The organism is Roseateles sp. P5_D6 (assembly GCF_054049415.1).
The window spans coordinates 98718-114765 of record NZ_JBFUMK010000021.1 but is presented as its reverse complement, the minus strand read 5'-3'; the positions used below and the strand labels follow the sequence as shown (position 1 = coordinate 114765).

17 protein-coding genes are annotated in these 16048 nt (G+C 66.4%); 13 read left to right on the top strand and 4 right to left on the bottom strand.

Features of this window, described 5'->3' with window-relative positions:
* Together ACXJKM_RS23985 and ACXJKM_RS23980 are read right to left on the bottom strand one after the other, a co-directional pair.
* Positions 1-110 (bottom strand): transposase (locus ACXJKM_RS23985; protein WP_457355743.1); only part of this gene is annotated, 110 nt, incomplete at its 3' end.
* On the bottom strand, positions 88-426 hold the full coding sequence (locus tag ACXJKM_RS23980) for a hypothetical protein (protein ID WP_056204442.1): 339 nt from the start codon (positions 424-426) through the stop codon (positions 88-90). The genes ACXJKM_RS23980 and ACXJKM_RS23985, both read right to left, overlap by 23 nt.
* 111 nt (positions 427-537) lie before the next feature.
* Between ACXJKM_RS23980 and ACXJKM_RS23975 the strand changes: the two genes are divergently transcribed.
* Positions 538-1639, top strand: a protein-coding gene (locus ACXJKM_RS23975) for an IS3 family transposase (RefSeq protein WP_457355737.1) whose coding sequence is annotated in 2 segments (ribosomal slippage) — positions 538-791 and positions 790-1639 — 1104 coding nt in all. Because the reading frame shifts where the segments join, the coding sequence is not laid out codon by codon here.
* 145 nt (positions 1640-1784) lie between these two features.
* Here the strand turns inward: ACXJKM_RS23975 and ychF are convergent.
* Positions 1785-2876: a redox-regulated ATPase YchF gene (gene ychF, locus ACXJKM_RS23970; protein ID WP_056204434.1), complete on the bottom strand. Its 1092-nt coding sequence runs from the start codon at positions 2874-2876 to the stop codon at positions 1785-1787.
* Positions 2877-3013: 137 nt separating this feature from the next.
* Between ychF and ACXJKM_RS23965 the strand changes: the two genes are divergently transcribed.
* The 7 genes from ACXJKM_RS23965 to ACXJKM_RS23935 all read left to right on the top strand — a co-directional run bounded on the left by ACXJKM_RS23965 (position 3014) and on the right by ACXJKM_RS23935 (position 9495).
* Positions 3014-4135: an FAD-dependent monooxygenase gene (locus ACXJKM_RS23965; protein WP_457355735.1), complete on the top strand. Its 1122-nt coding sequence runs from the start codon at positions 3014-3016 to the stop codon at positions 4133-4135.
* Positions 4136-4156: 21 nt separating this feature from the next.
* On the top strand, positions 4157-4891 hold the full coding sequence (locus ACXJKM_RS23960; protein WP_457355733.1) for a DsbC family protein: 735 nt from the start codon (positions 4157-4159) through the stop codon (positions 4889-4891).
* Positions 4892-4896: 5 nt separating this feature from the next.
* Entirely contained in the window at positions 4897-5334 is a 438-nt protein-coding gene (locus ACXJKM_RS23955; protein WP_056204427.1) for a DUF3429 domain-containing protein, read from the top strand.
* Positions 5334-7052 (top strand): M61 family metallopeptidase, encoded by a 1719-nt coding sequence (locus ACXJKM_RS23950; RefSeq protein WP_457355731.1) that lies wholly within the window; start codon positions 5334-5336, stop codon positions 7050-7052. Before ACXJKM_RS23955 ends, ACXJKM_RS23950 begins: the two co-directional genes overlap by 1 nt.
* Positions 7053-7058: 6 nt before the next feature.
* The gene (locus ACXJKM_RS23945; protein ID WP_457355729.1) at positions 7059-8153 is read left to right on the top strand and encodes a DUF3108 domain-containing protein; all 1095 of its coding nucleotides are present in this window, start codon (positions 7059-7061) and stop codon (positions 8151-8153) included.
* Complete coding sequence (locus tag ACXJKM_RS23940) at positions 8150-8938, top strand: enoyl-CoA hydratase (RefSeq protein ID WP_457355727.1); 789 nt, start codon at positions 8150-8152, stop codon at positions 8936-8938. Before ACXJKM_RS23945 ends, ACXJKM_RS23940 begins: the two co-directional genes overlap by 4 nt.
* A 185-nt stretch (positions 8939-9123) precedes the next feature.
* The gene (locus ACXJKM_RS23935) at positions 9124-9495 is read left to right on the top strand and encodes a DUF4148 domain-containing protein (RefSeq protein ID WP_056204416.1); all 372 of its coding nucleotides are present in this window, start codon (positions 9124-9126) and stop codon (positions 9493-9495) included.
* 251 nt (positions 9496-9746) lie between these two features.
* Here ACXJKM_RS23935 and lysS read toward each other — a convergent pair whose 3' ends face one another.
* Complete coding sequence (gene lysS, locus ACXJKM_RS23930; RefSeq protein WP_457355725.1) at positions 9747-11270, bottom strand: lysine--tRNA ligase; 1524 nt, start codon at positions 11268-11270, stop codon at positions 9747-9749.
* Between the two features lie 45 nt (positions 11271-11315).
* Between lysS and ACXJKM_RS23925 the strand changes: the two genes are divergently transcribed.
* Genes ACXJKM_RS23925 through ACXJKM_RS23905 form a run of 5 tightly spaced genes read left to right on the top strand, consistent with a single transcriptional unit; the run spans position 11316 to position 16048 of the window.
* Positions 11316-12521, top strand: a complete 1206-nt coding sequence (locus tag ACXJKM_RS23925) for a lipopolysaccharide biosynthesis protein (RefSeq protein WP_457325201.1) — start codon at positions 11316-11318, stop codon at positions 12519-12521.
* A complete protein-coding gene (locus ACXJKM_RS23920) occupies positions 12521-13087 on the top strand; it encodes an acyltransferase (protein ID WP_457355741.1) in 567 nt (188 codons plus the stop codon). Before ACXJKM_RS23925 ends, ACXJKM_RS23920 begins: the two co-directional genes overlap by 1 nt.
* The gene (locus ACXJKM_RS23915) at positions 13084-14160 is read left to right on the top strand and encodes a glycosyltransferase (protein WP_457355723.1); all 1077 of its coding nucleotides are present in this window, start codon (positions 13084-13086) and stop codon (positions 14158-14160) included. Before ACXJKM_RS23920 ends, ACXJKM_RS23915 begins: the two co-directional genes overlap by 4 nt.
* Positions 14157-15383 (top strand): glycosyltransferase family 4 protein, encoded by a 1227-nt coding sequence (locus tag ACXJKM_RS23910; protein WP_457355721.1) that lies wholly within the window; start codon positions 14157-14159, stop codon positions 15381-15383. The genes ACXJKM_RS23915 and ACXJKM_RS23910 overlap by 4 nt, the downstream gene beginning before the upstream one ends.
* Positions 15380-16048 (top strand): class I SAM-dependent methyltransferase, encoded by a 669-nt coding sequence (locus ACXJKM_RS23905; RefSeq protein WP_457355719.1) that lies wholly within the window; start codon positions 15380-15382, stop codon positions 16046-16048. The genes ACXJKM_RS23910 and ACXJKM_RS23905 overlap by 4 nt, the downstream gene beginning before the upstream one ends.

The following is a 16048-nucleotide window of genomic DNA, read 5'->3' as shown; positions in this document are numbered from 1 at the left end:
GTGGCGCTACTGATGCCCATCTTGCGGCAGACCTCCTCGACGCTGATGCCCAGCTCAGCTTGCTTCAGCGCGTAGGCCATCTGCTCTTCAGTGAACTTGCTCTTCCTCATGGCATGAACTCCTGGCCCATTCAAGGACCTCTTCATGCCGGTCGATTCTGTTACCGAACGGTACGGGATCCTGGGACAGGGTCATCATGGCAACCGCCTGCGCTGAAACCCTGCCACCCGCACGCAGCATCCGCTCGCGCAGATCTGGCGTGTCTTCCTCCCAATGGCGGTCCGAAAGGGACTGATGCCAATTCGTCGGCACGAAAAGCGCCAGGCCAAGTTGCGTCGCCAGTCCGTAGCGATCGACGATCACTCGCATGGCATTCAACAACGGCTGCTGCGGCATGGACATGAAAAGGTAGCGCGGCTTGACCATTGCGTAATTTCGGTCAGAGTGACGGCGATCTGGATGGTCGGGCGGTTGACCTGCCCGGGTTCTCCGAGGCATTGATTCCCAGAGAAGATGGCTCCATCCCCCGAGAAGCCCATGAGAAAGAGTCGATTCACGGAAGAGCAGATGGTGGCGATCCTGCGCGAGGCAGACCGCACCACGGTGGCCGAGGCGGCCAAGAAGCACAAGGTCAGCGAGCCGACGATCTACGCCTGGCGCAAGCACTTCGGCCAGTTGGAGGTCGCGGACGTCAAACGCCTGAAGGCCTTGGAGGTGGAGAACAGCCGGCTCAAGAAACTGCTGGCCGAGCGTGATCTGGACATCGAAGTCCTGAAGGAGATCAACGCAAAAAATTGTGAGCCCGCTGGCTCGGCGCGCCCAGGTCGCCCTCGCTCGCGAGCGTGGCCTGAGCCTGCGTCGGGCTTGCGGGCTGATCGGCATGTCACGCGCCACGCCCAGCTACGAGCCCCGCCTGCCGGCCAAGGATGCCCCGGTGATTGAGGCGATGAAGGAACTCTCGGCCCAGTACCCGCGCTACGGCTACCGCCGTATCCGCATCTTCCTGCGACGGCGTGGCTTCGAGCTGAGCTGGTCGCGCACGCATCGGCTGTGGCGCCAAGCCGGGCTGCTGGTGCCCAGGAAACGCTCGCGCAAGCGCACTGCCTCCACGGGGCCGCGCGTGCAAACGCCGTTCAAGGCCAACATGGTCTGGGCCTACGACTTCGTCTTCGACACGACCGCCACGGGCCAGCAGCTCAAGTGCCTGACCGTCATCGACGAATACACCCGCGAGTGCCTGGCCATCGACGTAGCCGGGTCCATCCGCTCCAAGCGTGTGATCGAGGTGCTGTCGCGCCTGGTGAGCACGCACGGGGCGCCGCTGTTCATGCGCTCGGACAACGGGCCGGAGTTCGTCAGCCAGGCCATCTTGGAGTGGATCGCCAGCGCCGGCATCGCCACCGTGCTCAACGACCCTGGCAAGCCCTGGCAGAACGGCACCGACGAGAGCTTCAACGGCAAGTTCCGCGACGAGTGCCTGTCCGTCGAATGGTTCCGCTCGCGCCGCGAGGCCAAGGTCGTCATCGAGTCCTGGCGTCAGCACTACAACGAGGTCAGGCCGCACAGCAGCCTGCAATACTTGACCCCGACGGAGTTCAAGCACCAACTCCGTCAAGACCCGCAACCCGCCGTCTTCTAGGAATTACTGTCTCGGAAATCCCGGGCAGGTCAAAACCATTCGAGTCCCGATGGCAACTGCCGCCACCAAGCCTTGGCCTCTCCGGGACACCCAGGCAATGAAAAGCCCGCCGAAGCGGGTTCCAGAAGAAGGTCCGACGCCGGTATCAGACGTTGAACAAGAAATGCAGCACGTCGCCATCCTTGACGACGTATTCCTTGCCCTCAGCGCGCATCTTTCCCGCGTCCTTGGCGCCCTGCTCACCGCGGTGTTTGATGAAATCGTCATAGGCAATCGTCTGCGCCCGGATGTAACCGCGTTCGAAGTCGGTGTGAATGACCGCGGCGGCTTGCGGGCCGGTGTCTCCGATGTGGATGGTCCACGCGCGCACTTCCTTCACCCCGGCGGTGAAGTAGGTCTGCAGGCCCAGCAGCTTGAAGGCGGCACGAATCAGGCGGTTGAGACCGGGTTCATCCTGGCCCATCTCGGCCAAGAACAGGGCGCGATCCTCGTCTTCCATTTCGGACAGCTCCGACTCGGTCTTGGCGCAGATCGCCACCACCGGGCCGTTCTGGGCCGCTGCATATTCCTTCAGGCGGTCAAGGAACGGGTTGTTCTCGAAACCGTCTTCCGAGACGTTGCCAACAAACATGGCCGGCTTGGCCGTGATCAGGCATAAGGGCTTCAGAATGACCAGTTCTTCCTTACTGAAGTTGATGGTGCGGACGGGCTGAGCCTGGTCCAGTGCGGCTTGGCACTTCTCCAGCACCTTGACCAACGCGATGGCTTCCTTGTCACCGGCGCGAGCGACTTTGTTATAGCGGTGCAGGCTCTTCTCGACGGTGCCGAGGTCAGCGAGGCAGAGCTCAGTCTGGATCACTTCGATGTCCGAGATCGGGTCGACCTTGCCATTCACGTGGATGACGTTGGGGTCTTCGAAGCAGCGCACGACATTGACGATGGCGTCAGTCTCGCGGATGTGGGACAGGAACTGGTTGCCCAGGCCCTCGCCTTTGCTCGCGCCAGCGACGAGGCCGGCGATGTCGACGAACTCGACGACGGCGGGCATGACGCGCTCGGGCTTGACGATTTCGGCCAGGGCCGCGAGGCGGGGGTCGGGCAGTTCGACGATGCCGACATTGGGCTCGATCGTGCAGAAAGGATAATTCTCAGCCGCGATGCCGGCTTTGGTCAGGGCGTTGAAGAGCGTGGACTTGCCGACATTGGGCAGGCCCACGATGCCGCATTTGAGGCTCATGGCGGGGGCTTTCCGTAGGGGAGGGCGGGCGACGGCAGGCCGACGCCGAATCGGGGATTTTAGTCGGCCGGCGCTGTCGACTCCTTCGGGCCGGCCCAGCTGGCGATGCGGGCATCACCGCTGCCTACAATTGCCCGATGCAAAGCGTGGATGTGTTGGTCAGAGGACGGGGGGCGGTCGGTGGCAGCCTCGCGCTCAGCCTGGCTGCTCAGGGGCTGACCGTGGGCATGACCGGCGCGCCGGGAACGCCTCGCGCCGACGACGTGCGGACCTATGCGCTCAACGCCGCCTCGGTCGCCCTGCTGACGGAGCTGAAGGTCTGGGACAGCTTGCCCCCTGACGCGATCAGTCCCGTCTACGACATGGTCGTCGGCGGTGATGCCGTCGCCAACCAGCCTGCCGGCCGACTGAGCTTCTCGGCATGGCAGCAAGGCCTGCGTGAGTTGGCCGTCATCGTCGACGCCGCCGCGCTGGATGCGCAGCTCGCGACGGCCCTGCGCTTCTCTCCTCATGTTCACAACGTCGCGGATAACACCTCGGCAGCGCTGATCGCCCTTTGCGAAGGTCGCGAATCGACCGCGCGCGCCGCGCTGGGCGTCGACTTCAAGCTCAAGCCCTATGGCCATCGCGCGCTGGCCGCAAGACTGAAAGCCGATCGGCCCCATCAGGGTGTCGCTCGCCAGTGGTTTCAGCCGGGTGGCGAGGTGCTGGCCCTGCTGCCTTTCGAGAAGCCGGCGCTTGGTGCGTCTTATGGCCTGGTCTGGTCCTGCGCTGAGGCGCGGGCCGAACAACTGCAAGCCTTGCCGGCCGCCGAATTCGAACGCGAACTCAATGCTGCCACCGGTGGTGCTGTGGGCGAGTTGGGCCTCGGTAGCGAGCGATCGAGTTGGCCGCTGGCTCTGGCCCGCGCGGATGTCGTCAGCGGCCCGGGTTGGGTGCTGCTGGGTGATGCAGCTCACATCGTTCACCCGCTGGCAGGCCAGGGATTGAACCTCGGTCTGGGCGACGTCGCCGCGCTTGCCCACGTGCTGGCTGCGCGCGAGTCCTGGCGCCCCCTCGGCGACGAACGCCTGCTGCGCCGCTATGCCCGCGAGCGCCTCGCGCCGACGCTGGCAATGGGCGAGCTGACCGACGTGCTGCAGCGTCTCTTCGCCAACTCTTCCCCCGCCGTCCAGAGCCTGCGCAACCGCGGCTTGGATGCGCTCAACCAACTCACCCCCGTCAAGCGCTGGCTGACCCAGCGCGCCCTCGGGCTCTGAACCCCAACCGGCTCTCCCATCGTGTCCTCTACGTTCCTTCGACTCCTGGCCGGCCTGCTTGTTGCCATCAGCCTTCCCGCGCTGGCCAACGACGCCGTCATCCGCAAGGCCCTTGCCGAGCGCATGCCCAACGCGCCCAAGGTCGACGAGATCCGCCCGGCCCCCATGCCCGGGCTGTGGGAGGTCCGCATCGGCAATGAGGTGCGCTATACCGACGCGACCGGCAGCTTCCTCATCGAAGGTGAGCTCTACGACCTGAAGGCCAAGAAGAACCTGACCGAGGAGCGCATCACCCAGCTCAACCGGATCGATTTCGCGAGCCTGCCATTCAAGGATGCGCTGGTGTGGAAGAACGGCAGCGGCAAGCGCCGGATCGCCGTCTTCGCCGACCCCAACTGCGGCTACTGCAAGCGCTTCGAGAAGGGCCTGCAGGAGCTCAAGGACGTGACGGTCTATACCTTCCTCATCCCCATCCTTGGCGGCGACTCTCCCGAGAAGACGCGTGCGATCTGGTGCGCCAAGGACAACGTCAATGCCTGGCTCGGCTGGATGCTCAAGGGCGAGCAGCCGGCCAAGGCACCGGCTTCCTGCGACGACGCCGCCATCGAGCGCAACCTCGCGCTGTCGCGCAAGATCCATGTGAACGGTACGCCCGCCATCCTGCTGGAGGACGGCAATCGCATCCCTGGTGCCGTCGGTCCGGTGGAGTTGGAGAAGCGCCTGCAAGCCCTGGCCGCGCCGGCCAGCAAATCCTGAATCCGATGAGCGTGGATCGCCGCGAGCTCGCGCATCGGTTGGGCTACGCCGGCCTCGTTCCCTTCATGCTCGGATGCGCCCTGATCTGGCTGATCGGCGACCGTGACCTCGATCAGCACACGTTTGTGAGCGTCGGGATGTCAGCGTATGCCGGGTTGGTCATTGCCTTTCTCGGCGGCATCCACTGGGGCCTGTCCTTTGCACGTGGCCTGCCTGGGCGTCAGCCCCTGGTCTGGGGCATCAGCGCCGTGCTGCTGGGCTGGCTGGGTGTGGTAATGCCGGCCTATGCGGGCCTGGCTCTGCATGGCGGTGTGCTGATCGCCTGTTATCTCGTCGACCGCCGCGTGTACCCGCAGCTCGGCGCGGCGGACTGGCTGACCTTGCGCTTTCGGCTCACGGCCGTCGCAGCGCTGAGCTGCTTTCTCGCCGCCGCGGGTAGCTGATGCGGGGACCAAGCTACAAGATTGAGCTGGCCGACATTGCGGCCCATCGCTATCGCGTCACGCTGACCCTTACCAGCCCAGCGGCTGAGCAGTTCTTCAGCCTGCCGGTGTGGATCCCTGGCAGCTACCTCGTGCGCGAGTTCGCCAAGCATCTGAGCGGGATGACGGCCCGTCAGGGCGGCAACGAACTGGTCGTCGAGCAACTCGACAAGGCCAGTTGGCGCGTGCGCTGCAGCGGCCAGCCGCGAGCCAAGGCATTGACCCTGAGCTATGACGTCTACGCCTTCGACGCCTCGGTGCGAACCGCCTGGCTGGACAGCCGGCGCGCTTTTTTCAACGCCAGCAGCCTGTGCTTGCGCGCCCATGGCCGTGAGAGCGAGGCGCATCGCGTGACATTGGGGCAACTGCCCGAGGGCTGGCGTGCCGCAACCGGGATGAGCGCTGCCGAGGGAAGCTGGGAGGCCGCCGACTACGATGAACTGCTAGACCACCCTTTCGAGATCGGCCCGCACTGGCAGGGCGAGTTCATCGCCGCCGGCGTGCCGCATCGCATCGTCGTGGCCGGCGCCTGGCCGAGCTTTGACGGCGAGCGCCTGCTGGCCGATGTGCGGCGCATCTGCGAGGCCCACATCGCGTTCTGGGGTGGTGCACCTTTCGAGCATTACAGCTTCCTGCTCTCGGCCGTGGATGACGGCCATGGCGGCCTGGAGCACCGTGCCAGCACGGCGCTGATCTGTGCACGGCGTGAACTGCCGACAGCCGCTGAAAGCGCTGCACCCAGCGACAACTATGTGCGTCTGCTCGGCCTGTTCAGCCACGAGTACTTCCATGCTTGGAACGTCAAGCGGCTGCGCCCGGCGGAGTTCGCGACCTTCGACTACCAGCGCGAGAACTACACCGAGCTGCTGTGGTTCTTCGAGGGGTTCACCAGCTACTACGACGAACTGATGCTGTGCCGCGCCGGCCTGGTCGATGCGCCGCGGTATCTGAAACTGCTCGCTGCCAGCGTCAACAGCGTGCTGGCCTCGCCGGGCCGGCGCGTGCAGCCGCTGGCCCAAGCCAGCTTCGAGGCCTGGACCAAGTACTACCGGCCCGACGAGAACAGCGTCAACGCCGCGAGCAACTACTACGGCCAGGGCGCCCTTGTCGCGCTCTGCCTGGACCTGAGCCTGCGGGATCAAAAATCCAGCCTGGATGCGCTGATGACGCGACTGTGGACGGCCAGCGCCGGCGGCCCGGTCAGTGAGGCCGACATCCTCGACGCTGTGCGTGCGCTGTCCATCGACGCGGTCGCGGCGCAATTGCACGGCTGGGTGCATGGCCGCGACGAGCTGCCACTGCGCGCGCTGCTGGAGAGACATGGCATTGTCTGGCGCGACGAGGGCCGGACCAACGTCGCCCAGCGCCTGGGCCTGCGCGTGCGCGAGGCGGCGTTGACCGGCATTGGCGTGACTCATGTACTCACTGGCGGCGCCGCCGAGGCGGGCGGCGTCAATGCACGCGACGAGATCCTCGGCTGTAACGGCTGGCGCCTGCGTCGCCTCGATGAGGTGGCGGGCCTGCTGGGCAGCGGCGAGACGCAGCTGCGCCTGCTCGTCAGCCGCGACCAGCGCTTGATCGAGCTCAATGTCGAGCTCCCAGCGCCGCAGTCCTCTGCGGTTGCCTTGACGCTGGCCGACGGGTCCCACGCTGCGCGCCGCCACTGGCTCGGCGCCTGAGGCAGCATGAAGACACCGCGGCCGCCGGGCCTGCTGGTGCTGGCCGTGTTGGCACTGCATCTGCTGCTCGGCCACGAGGTGCAGCGCATCCACGAGGGCTGGATCAGCGAAGGCCCGCCACCCATGCCGGCGCGCATGCAGATCGCCCTGGTGCGCGAGATGCAGTTGCATGAGCCGCCTGCTTTGCGCGTGCGGCCGCCTTCGCCACCTAAGCCGCGTACCAAGGCGCCGTCAGCGAACGTCCAACTGCCAGGTCCGGCGGCCTCCGCACCTGAGCCCGTCGCCGCATCGGAACCGCCGTTCCCCGAGCCCGTCGCGTCCGTAGCGTCAGCGCCTGAACAACCCGCCTCCGTTGCCCAGGCCGCGTCGGCGCCGTCGGTGGACGGCGAGCCCGGTCCTGAATGGCCGCTGTCAACGCGGCTCAGCTATGTGCTGACCGGCAACTACCGGGGACCAGTCAGCGGCCAGGCCCAGGTCGAATGGCTGCGCAAGGGGCGGGACTACCAAGTCCACCTCGACGTCGGCGTCGGCCCCGGCTTCGCGCCGCTGATCACACGACGCATGAGCAGCCAGGGCCAGTTGACGCCCGAGGGCATCGCGCCGCAACGCTACGACGAGGAGACCAAGGTCATCCTCAGTGACAGCCGGCGCGCCAGCGTGTTCTTCCTGGGCAATGAGGTCCAACTCGCCACCGGTGCGCGCGAGCCGGCCTCGCGGGGCGCGCAAGATTCGGCCAGCCAGTTCGTCCAGTTGACCTGGCTCTTTTTGACCGGCCGCGAGCTGCTCCAGGCTGGGCGCACCGTGCAGTTCCCGCTGGTGCTGGCTCGCCGTCAATACATCTGGCAATACGAAGTGGTGGGCGAAGAGACGCTGGATACGCCGATGGGCCCGCTGGCCAGCTGGCATCTCAGGCCCACCCGTGCGCCCGCCGGTGGCGACCTGGCCGCTGAAGTCTGGCTGGCACCTGGCCTGCAATACCTGCCCGTGCGCCTGGTCATCCGACAGGACGCCGACACCTATATCGATCTCATGCTCAAGAGCGCGCCGCTGCAAGCCGCGCCAGAATCAATCAACGACACGCCCAGGAGACTCAGCCAATGACCTACGAATGCATCATCACCGCCGTCCATGGCGACGGCCCGCGCAAGACCGGGCTGATCACGCTGAACCGCCCCAAGGCGCTGAACGCGCTGAACGACCAACTGATGGACGAAATGGGCGCCGCCCTGCTCGCCTTTGACGCCGATGACGGCATCGGCTGCATCGTGCTGACCGGATCGGAGCGCGCCTTCGCGGCCGGCGCCGACATTCCGACCATGCTGCCCCACACCTTCGCCACGGCTTTCAAGAGCGGTTTGATCTCCAAGAACTGGGAGACCATCCTGCAGGTGCGCAAACCCGTCATCGCTGCGGTAGGCGGCTTTGCGCTCGGCGGCGGCTGTGAGCTGGCGATGATGTGCGACTTCATCATCGCGGCCGACACAGCCAAGTTCGGCCAACCCGAGATCAAGCTGGGCATCGTGCCAGGCGCCGGCGGCACCCAGCGCCTACCGCGCGCCGTGGGCAAGAGCAAGGCCATGGACATGCTGCTCACCGCTCGCATGATGGGTGCGACGGAGGCTGAAAGCGCCGGCCTGGTGTCGCGCGTCGTGCCGGCTGACAAGCTGCTCGAAGAGGCCCTGGCCGCCGCCGAGACGATCAACGGTTTCAGCGGCCCCTCGGTCATGCTGATCAAAGAACTCGTTAACCTCGCCTACCAGGCGCCGCTCACCGACGGCGTGGCCGTCGAGCGCCGCTACTTCCACGCGCTGTTTGGCAGCCATGACCAGCACGAAGGCATGGAGGCCTTCCTGGCCAAGCGGCCGCCCAACTTCGAACACCGTTGATGAGTTGTGGCAAAGCGATGACGATCTAGGGATGATTGTTTGCATTGAATGAATAGTCAGTTCCCGTCAGCCTAGTATTTCTACTGAGATCGACTCCCTACAGTTCGGCCCATGGACACCGCGGTCGCGATGTCCGAGTGACCTAGAAAGCAGGAAGTTCCTGCCAGACACTGAAGGAGCCCGTCATGAGCAAGCTGTCCACCCTCATCGCCGCCACCCTGTTGATCGCCGCAGGCGCCGCCTCCGCCCAAACCACCCCGTTGACCCGCGAGCAAGTCGTTGCCGATCTGGTTGCGGCCCGTAACAGCGGCGAACTGGCCGCCATCCAGGGCGAAAAGGGCATCGAAGTGACGACCCCGGGCGCGGCCAAGGCTGCCGCGGTTGCCACTGTCAAGCTTCCCCGCCAGGCCGTGCTGACCGTCAAGCCGAGCGAAGTGCGCGCCGACGAGAAGATCGCCGCCGCCCAGGCAGCCGACCATGGTGAAAACGCCGCCCGCGAACTGGGTGATTTCCCGGCTCCTGTCGTGCGCCGTGCCTCCGCCCTGGCCAGCCGTTGAGCGAACGCTGAAACAAAGCGGTTTCAAACCGACGAAAGGCGACCCGAGAGGGCAATGCCAGACAGTTAGGGCATCAAGGCACTGACTGGAGATAAAAAGGGAACGTGTAGAAAACGTTCCCTTTTTGCTTTGCGCCTGCTTCAAAGTCCCCTTGACCAGACCCCGCAACAAATGCCGCATGACGCCTTCGCGCAGCTGTCGCAGCTCATCGACAGCGAATGCATCGCGGGCAAAGCGCCCGCCTCGGCAGCCTAGTTTCCGCCTTCCCGGCGCAGCGCCGGGAACAGGATCACATCGCGGATTGACGGCGAGTCCGTGATCAACATCATCAGCCGGTCGATGCCGATGCCGCAGCCGCCGGTCGGAGGCATGCCGTATTCCAGCGCGCGGATGAAGTCGGCGTCGAAGAACATCGCCTCTTCGTCGCCGGCATCCTTGTTGGCGACCTGGGCGTGGAAGCGCGCGGCCTGGTCCTCGGCGTCGTTCAGCTCGGAGAAACCGTTGGCGTACTCGCGGCCGGTGATGAAGAGCTCGAAGCGCTCAGTGATCTTGGGATTGGCATCCGACGCACGGGCCAGCGGCGAGACCTCGACGGGGTAGTCGATGATGAAGGTGGGCTCCCAGAGCTTCTCTTCGACGACGGCCTCGAACAGGCCGAACTGCAGCTCGGCCAGGCCCCAGCGGGCGGGCGCTTCTTCGCCGGCGGCCTTGACCTTGGCGCGCAGCACGTCGGCGTCATCGGCCTCGGCTTCGGTGAGGCCGGCGAACTGGATCAGCGAGTCGCGCACCGACACGCGCGCAAACGGCTTGTCCAGCGCCACCGGCTTGCCGGCATAGGTCAGCGCGGCGCTGCCGGTTGCGGCAATCGCCGCGTGGCGCAGCACGGCTTCCGTGAAGTCCATCTGGTCATGATGCGTCCAGTAGGCCGCATAGAACTCCATCATCGTGAACTCGGGGTTGTGCCGGACCGAGATGCCTTCATTGCGGAAGTTGCGGTTGATCTCGAACACGCGCTCGAAGCCGCCCACGACCAGGCGCTTCAGATAGAGCTCAGGCGCGATGCGCAGGAACATCTCCTGGTCCAGCGCGTTGTGGTGGGTCTTGAAGGGCTTGGCGTTGGCGCCGCCCGGGATCGGATGCAGCATGGGCGTCTCGACCTCCAGGAAGCCGTGGTCCACCATGAAGCTGCGGATGGCCGACACCGCCTTGGAGCGCGCCGTGAAGCGCTTGCGGGCGTCTTCGTCCGTGATCAGGTCGACATAGCGCTGGCGGTACTTCTGCTCCTGGTCAGTCATGCCGTGGAACTTGTCCGGCAGCGGGCGCAGGCTCTTGGTCAGCAAGCGCAGCGTCGTCACTGCGACGGACAGCTCGCCGGTCTTGGTCCTCATCAACGTGCCTTCGCCACCGATGATGTCGCCCAGGTCCCAGTGCTTGAAGGCGTCGTAGACCTCGGGGCCAACGTTGTCGATGGTCACGCGCAGCTGGATGCGGCCAGTGGCGTCCTGCAGCGTGCAAAAGCTCGCCTTGCCCATCATGCGCTTGAGCATCATTCGGCCGGCCACGCTGACCTTGACGGCTTGCGGTTCCAGCTCCTCGTTGGGCACCTCGCCGTACTGGGCCTGCAGGGGCTGGGCGCGGTGCTGGGGCTTGAAGTCGTTGGGGAAAGGCACCGCTGTGGTGGCCCGCAGTGCGGCCAGTTTGCTGCGGCGCTCGGCGATCAATTGGTTGTCGTCGGCCTGAGCGGTCGAAACAGGAGTCGGAGTCGTTGTGGTCATTGCGGGCCTTCAGTCGAACCAGCGATTCTAGAATCTCGCGCCTTGATGACCTCCCACAGCCTGACGCGCGCCACTCTCACCTTGCTTGCCGGCAGCGCGCTGGCCCAGGCCGTGCCGCTCTTGCTGGGCCCCTGGATCGCCCGGCTGTACACGCCGGCCGAGTACGGCCAGTTCTCTCTGGTGTGGACGGTAGCCAGCAATCTGGCCGTTGTCGGTTGTGCGCGCTACGAGTTCGCGCTGGCGCTCGAGACGGGCGAAGAGGGCGCCGCGGCGCTGTTGGCGTTGTGCCTGCGCGTGCTGCTGGCGATGACGGCCATGGCCATCGTCGTCGGCGGGGCCTGGATGATCTGGGCGGATCTTCCCGTTGCCGCCGCGTTGCCGCCGGCCGTGCTGGCGGCCGCGGCCAGCCAGGCGCTGGCGCAATGGGCGGCTCGAGCCGGTCGGTTTGGCGTGCTGGCCTGGGGCCGTGTCGTGCAGTGGGGCGGCGGCGCCATTGCACAGGTTGGCTTCGGCCTGTTGCAGGCGGGGCCCTGGGGGCTGATCGGCGGCGCCACATTGGCCACGGCTGCTGCCGCAGCCCTGCAGGCGCAGCCGGCCCCCGCCCGCGGTTGGCGTGGCCTGCTGGCACCCCAGCCGCTGCGCGCCATGGCCGAGAAGCATCGCGACTTCCCGCTGCTGAACACGCCGCACGCCTTTGCCGGCGCGCTGCAGGACACCCTGGCCATCGCGCTGCTGACCGCCTGGCTGGGTTCGCCCGAGGCTGGCGCCTGGGCGCTGGCACTGCGCTATCTGAAGGCGCCGGCCAGCCTCGTCGGTGGCTCGCTGTCGCAGGCCCTCTACCCCCGGCTCACGCAGACCGAAAGCCGCAGCGAAGCCCGCGCCCTGGTGCGCAAGAAGCTGCTGCTGCTGACGGCCATCGCGCTGCCGCTGATGCTCGCGCTGCTGGCCTTCGGGCCATGGCTGTTCGCCACCGTCTTCGGCCCCGAATGGCGCGGCGCCGGCGAACTGGCCCGCTCGCTGGCACCCTATGTCGCGCTGCACTTCATCGCGTCGCCGCTGTCCGTCGTCACCATGGCCTGGGGTGCACAGGCCTGGGCGCTGAAGCTGGCGCTGGTCGGGCAGGCGATGTTCATCGGCGGGCTGGCGGCCGGCATCTACCTGGGCGGCCTGGCCGGTGCCGGCTGGGGCGTGTCCGCGGCGATGCTGCTCTACTTCGGCTACTTCTTCTGGGCACTTTGGACCTGGGAATGATTCGATCCTGGCTCAACCGCTTTCGTCGTCGCCTCCTGCGGCTGCTCGGCTTTCGCATGCTGTTCGGCGAGGCCGGCGCGCCGCATTCGCGCATCGCGCCCAGTACCTGCATCGAAGGCGAGGGCGGCCTGCAGCTGGCGGACCACGTCTTCATCGGCCAGTTCAATTTCATCGACGCCGGCGCGGGGCTGGTCATCGAGGAAGGCGTGCAGATCACCAATTTCTGTTCCATCGTGACCCACAGCACTCACAACGCCCTGCGTGTGAACGGCCGCCGCAGCGCGGTGCTGGGTGGCGAGCTGCCGGGCTACCGCAAAGGCCCCATCCGGCTGGGCGCCTATAGCTTTGTCGGGCCGCACAGCCTTATCGAGCCCGGCAGCACGCTCGGCAAGGGTGCCATCCTGTGCGCCTACTCGCAGCTGCGCGCCGCCGCACCCGACTTCGCCATCATGGCCGGCCAGCCCGCCCGTCAGGTGGGCGACACGCGGGAACGCGATGCGGCCTTGCTGGCGCGCCATCCCGAACTCCGTGAAGCCTACGAAGCCTGGGCCGGAGTGCCTCGATGAGCTTGGGTGCCGGCCTGAAACTGGTTCTGATCGGCGACGGCGAAAGCCCGCACCTGCTGAAGTGGGCCCGTGCGCTCAACCCACGTGTGCAATTGCATGCCATCTCGTCGCGTGGCTTCCTGCCCGAGTTCCACCAACTGCTTCCCGACGCACGCCGGCTGGCGCTGAATACGGCGCCCGACCATGGCGGCGGCAACGTCGCGCTGATCAAGCAGCTGCCCCGCGTGGGTGCCTGGCTGGCCGATACGGACGCCGATTGGCTGCATGCCCACTATCTGACCTCCCACGGTTCACTGGCCTGGGCGGCCCGCATGGGTTGGCGGCTGCGCGCGCAGATTGCCGGCTCGGCCTGGGGCAGCGACATCCTCGTGACGCCGCAGCGTGGCGGCGCCTGGCGCTGGCTGACGAAGAAGGCGTTGCGGGAATGCGCCGTGACGACGTCGGATTCGGTCCATATGGCCGAGCGCATGCGCGAGCTGGGTGCGCGCGAGGTGATGACCTTCCCATTCGGTTTGGAAGCCATGCCCAAGCAGAACGCGAAGAAGCAGCCGTGGCTGTGCTTTGCGAACCGGGGGCTGGAACCCATCTACCGGCCGCAGCTTGTCATTGACGCCTTCGCGCGCATCGCGGCGGCGCAGCCCGAAGCGCGGCTGGTCGTGGCCAATGACGGGTCGCTGCGAGCCGCGCTGGAGGCTGACGTCACGGCGCGTGGCCTAGGCGACAAGGTCACCTTTGTCGGTCGCCTTGATGCGCAAGCTCAGGCCAGCCACTATGCACGTTCGGCTTGGTTCCTGAGCTTGCCGGCAAGCGATTCGGTGTCGGTCTCGGTGCTGGAGGCCATGGCCCATGGTTGCGTTCCGCTGCTGTCCGCGCTGCCTGCCAACATCGAGCTGATTGGCGACTCGGCGCGTGGCCTCATCGTTGGCTCGCTGGACGACCTGCCGGCGCGCATGGTGACCTTGGACACGACCAAACTCGCCGTTGCGAATCGCGACTGGGTTGCCGCCAACGGCCTCTTCGAGCCCCATGTGCAGCGCTTCCTGACCCGGCTCAAGGAGCTCACGCCGGCATGAGGATTCTCCTGGTCAACCATTACGCCGGTTCGCCTGCGCACGGCATGGAGTTCCGGCCCTACTACTTGGCCCGTGAATGGGTCAGGGCGGGTCACGAGGTCACCATCGTCGCGGCCGGCTACTCCCATGTGCGCGCCGTGCAGCCCGAAGTGCCTGGCCAACCGGTCGAGGAGATCATCGACGGCATTCGCTACCGCTGGCTACCCGTGCCGAGCTATCACGGCAACGGCGTTGGGCGGCTGCGCAACATCCTGTCCTTCCTGCGCCGGTTGCGCGCTGACGCCTGGCGGCTGACGCGCGAGTTCCGGCCTGACGCCGTCATCGCGTCCAGCACCTATCCCATGGATGTGTGGGTTGCCAAGAAGCTCGCCAAACTCGCGAAGGCCAAGCTGGTCTACGAGGTGCATGACCTGTGGCCGCTGTCGTTGATCGAGCTGTCCGGCATGTCGCCCCGCCATCCTTTCGCGCTGATGTGCGGCAAGGCGGAGGCGGATGCGTACCGAGACGCCGATGTCGTCGTCTCCATGCTGCCCTGCGTGCACGAGCACATGGCCTCAAAGGGCCTGGATCTGAGCAAGCTGCGCATCGTGCCCAATGGCTTTGCGCCCGAGGAATGGCAGGGCCACAGCGCGCCATTCGGTGCGACGCTGGCGGCGCATCTTGACGCAGAGCGCGCGGCCGGCCGCGTCGTCGTCGGCTATGCCGGCTCCATGGGACTGCCCAATGCACTCGACGTGCTGCTCGATGCAGCCGCCCAACTGCGCGATCGGCCGATCAGCTTCGTGCTGGTGGGCAGCGGCCACGAGGCGGCGCGCCTGGCCGAGCGCGCCCATGCCGAGGGCTTGAAGCAGGTGCGCTTTTTCGCTCCCATCCCCAAAGCCCAGATCCCGACGCTGCTGAGCCGCTTCGATATTGCCTACATCGGCTGGCAGCGCACACCCATCTACCGCTTCGGCATCGCGCCCAACAAACTCATCGACTATTTGATGGCCGGCCGCGCCGTACTGCATTCGGTTCAGGCGGGCAACGACCCGGTCGCCGAGGCCGGCGCCGGACTGACGGTCGCGCCGGAAGACGCCGACGCCGTGGCCCAGGGCCTGCTGAAGCTGGCGACGCTGACGTCTGAGCAGCGCGCCGAGATGGGCGAGCGAGGTCGTGCCTTTGCGATGGCCCACCACGCCTACCCCGTGCTTGCTGCCCATTTCATCGAGGCCCTGTCGTGACTGAGTTGGAGCAGATCGCCGAGCGTTACGCTCGCCGCAATACGGGCGACCGCTACAGCCTGCTGCGCCCTGAGGTGTGGCGGATGTGGCAGGAGCGCCAGCGCGTGTTGCTGCAGCTGTTGGCCGCACGGCCCGGCCGTCCGGCCGATTGGCGTGCGACCGAGGTGGGTTGCGGTGCCGGTGGCAATCTGCTGGACCTGCTGCGCCTGGGGCTGCTGCCCGCGCACCTGACCGGCATCGAACTGCTACCCGAGCGCCTGGACGCCGCGCGCGCCGCCCTGCCCGAAAGCGTGCGCCTGCTCCCAGGCGATGCTTCAGAAGCCGACGTCGCACCGGCCAGCCAGGACCTGGTGCTGCAATCCACGGTCTTCTCGTCCATCCTCGATGACGCCTTGCAGCAGCGAGTGGCCGACGCGATGTGGCGCTGGCTCAAACCGGGTGGCGTCGTCGTCTGGTACGACTTCACCGTCAACAATCCGCGCAACCCCGACGTCCGCGGCGTGCCGCTGGCACGCGTTCGACAGCTCTTCCCGCAAGGCGCTTTCACGGCCCGCCGCGTGACGCTGGCGCCACCGCTGGCTCGTGCGCTGCCCGCGGCCTATGGCCTGCTTAACCTCATCCCCTGGCTGCGTACCCACCGGCTGGTGCTGATCGCCAAACACTGA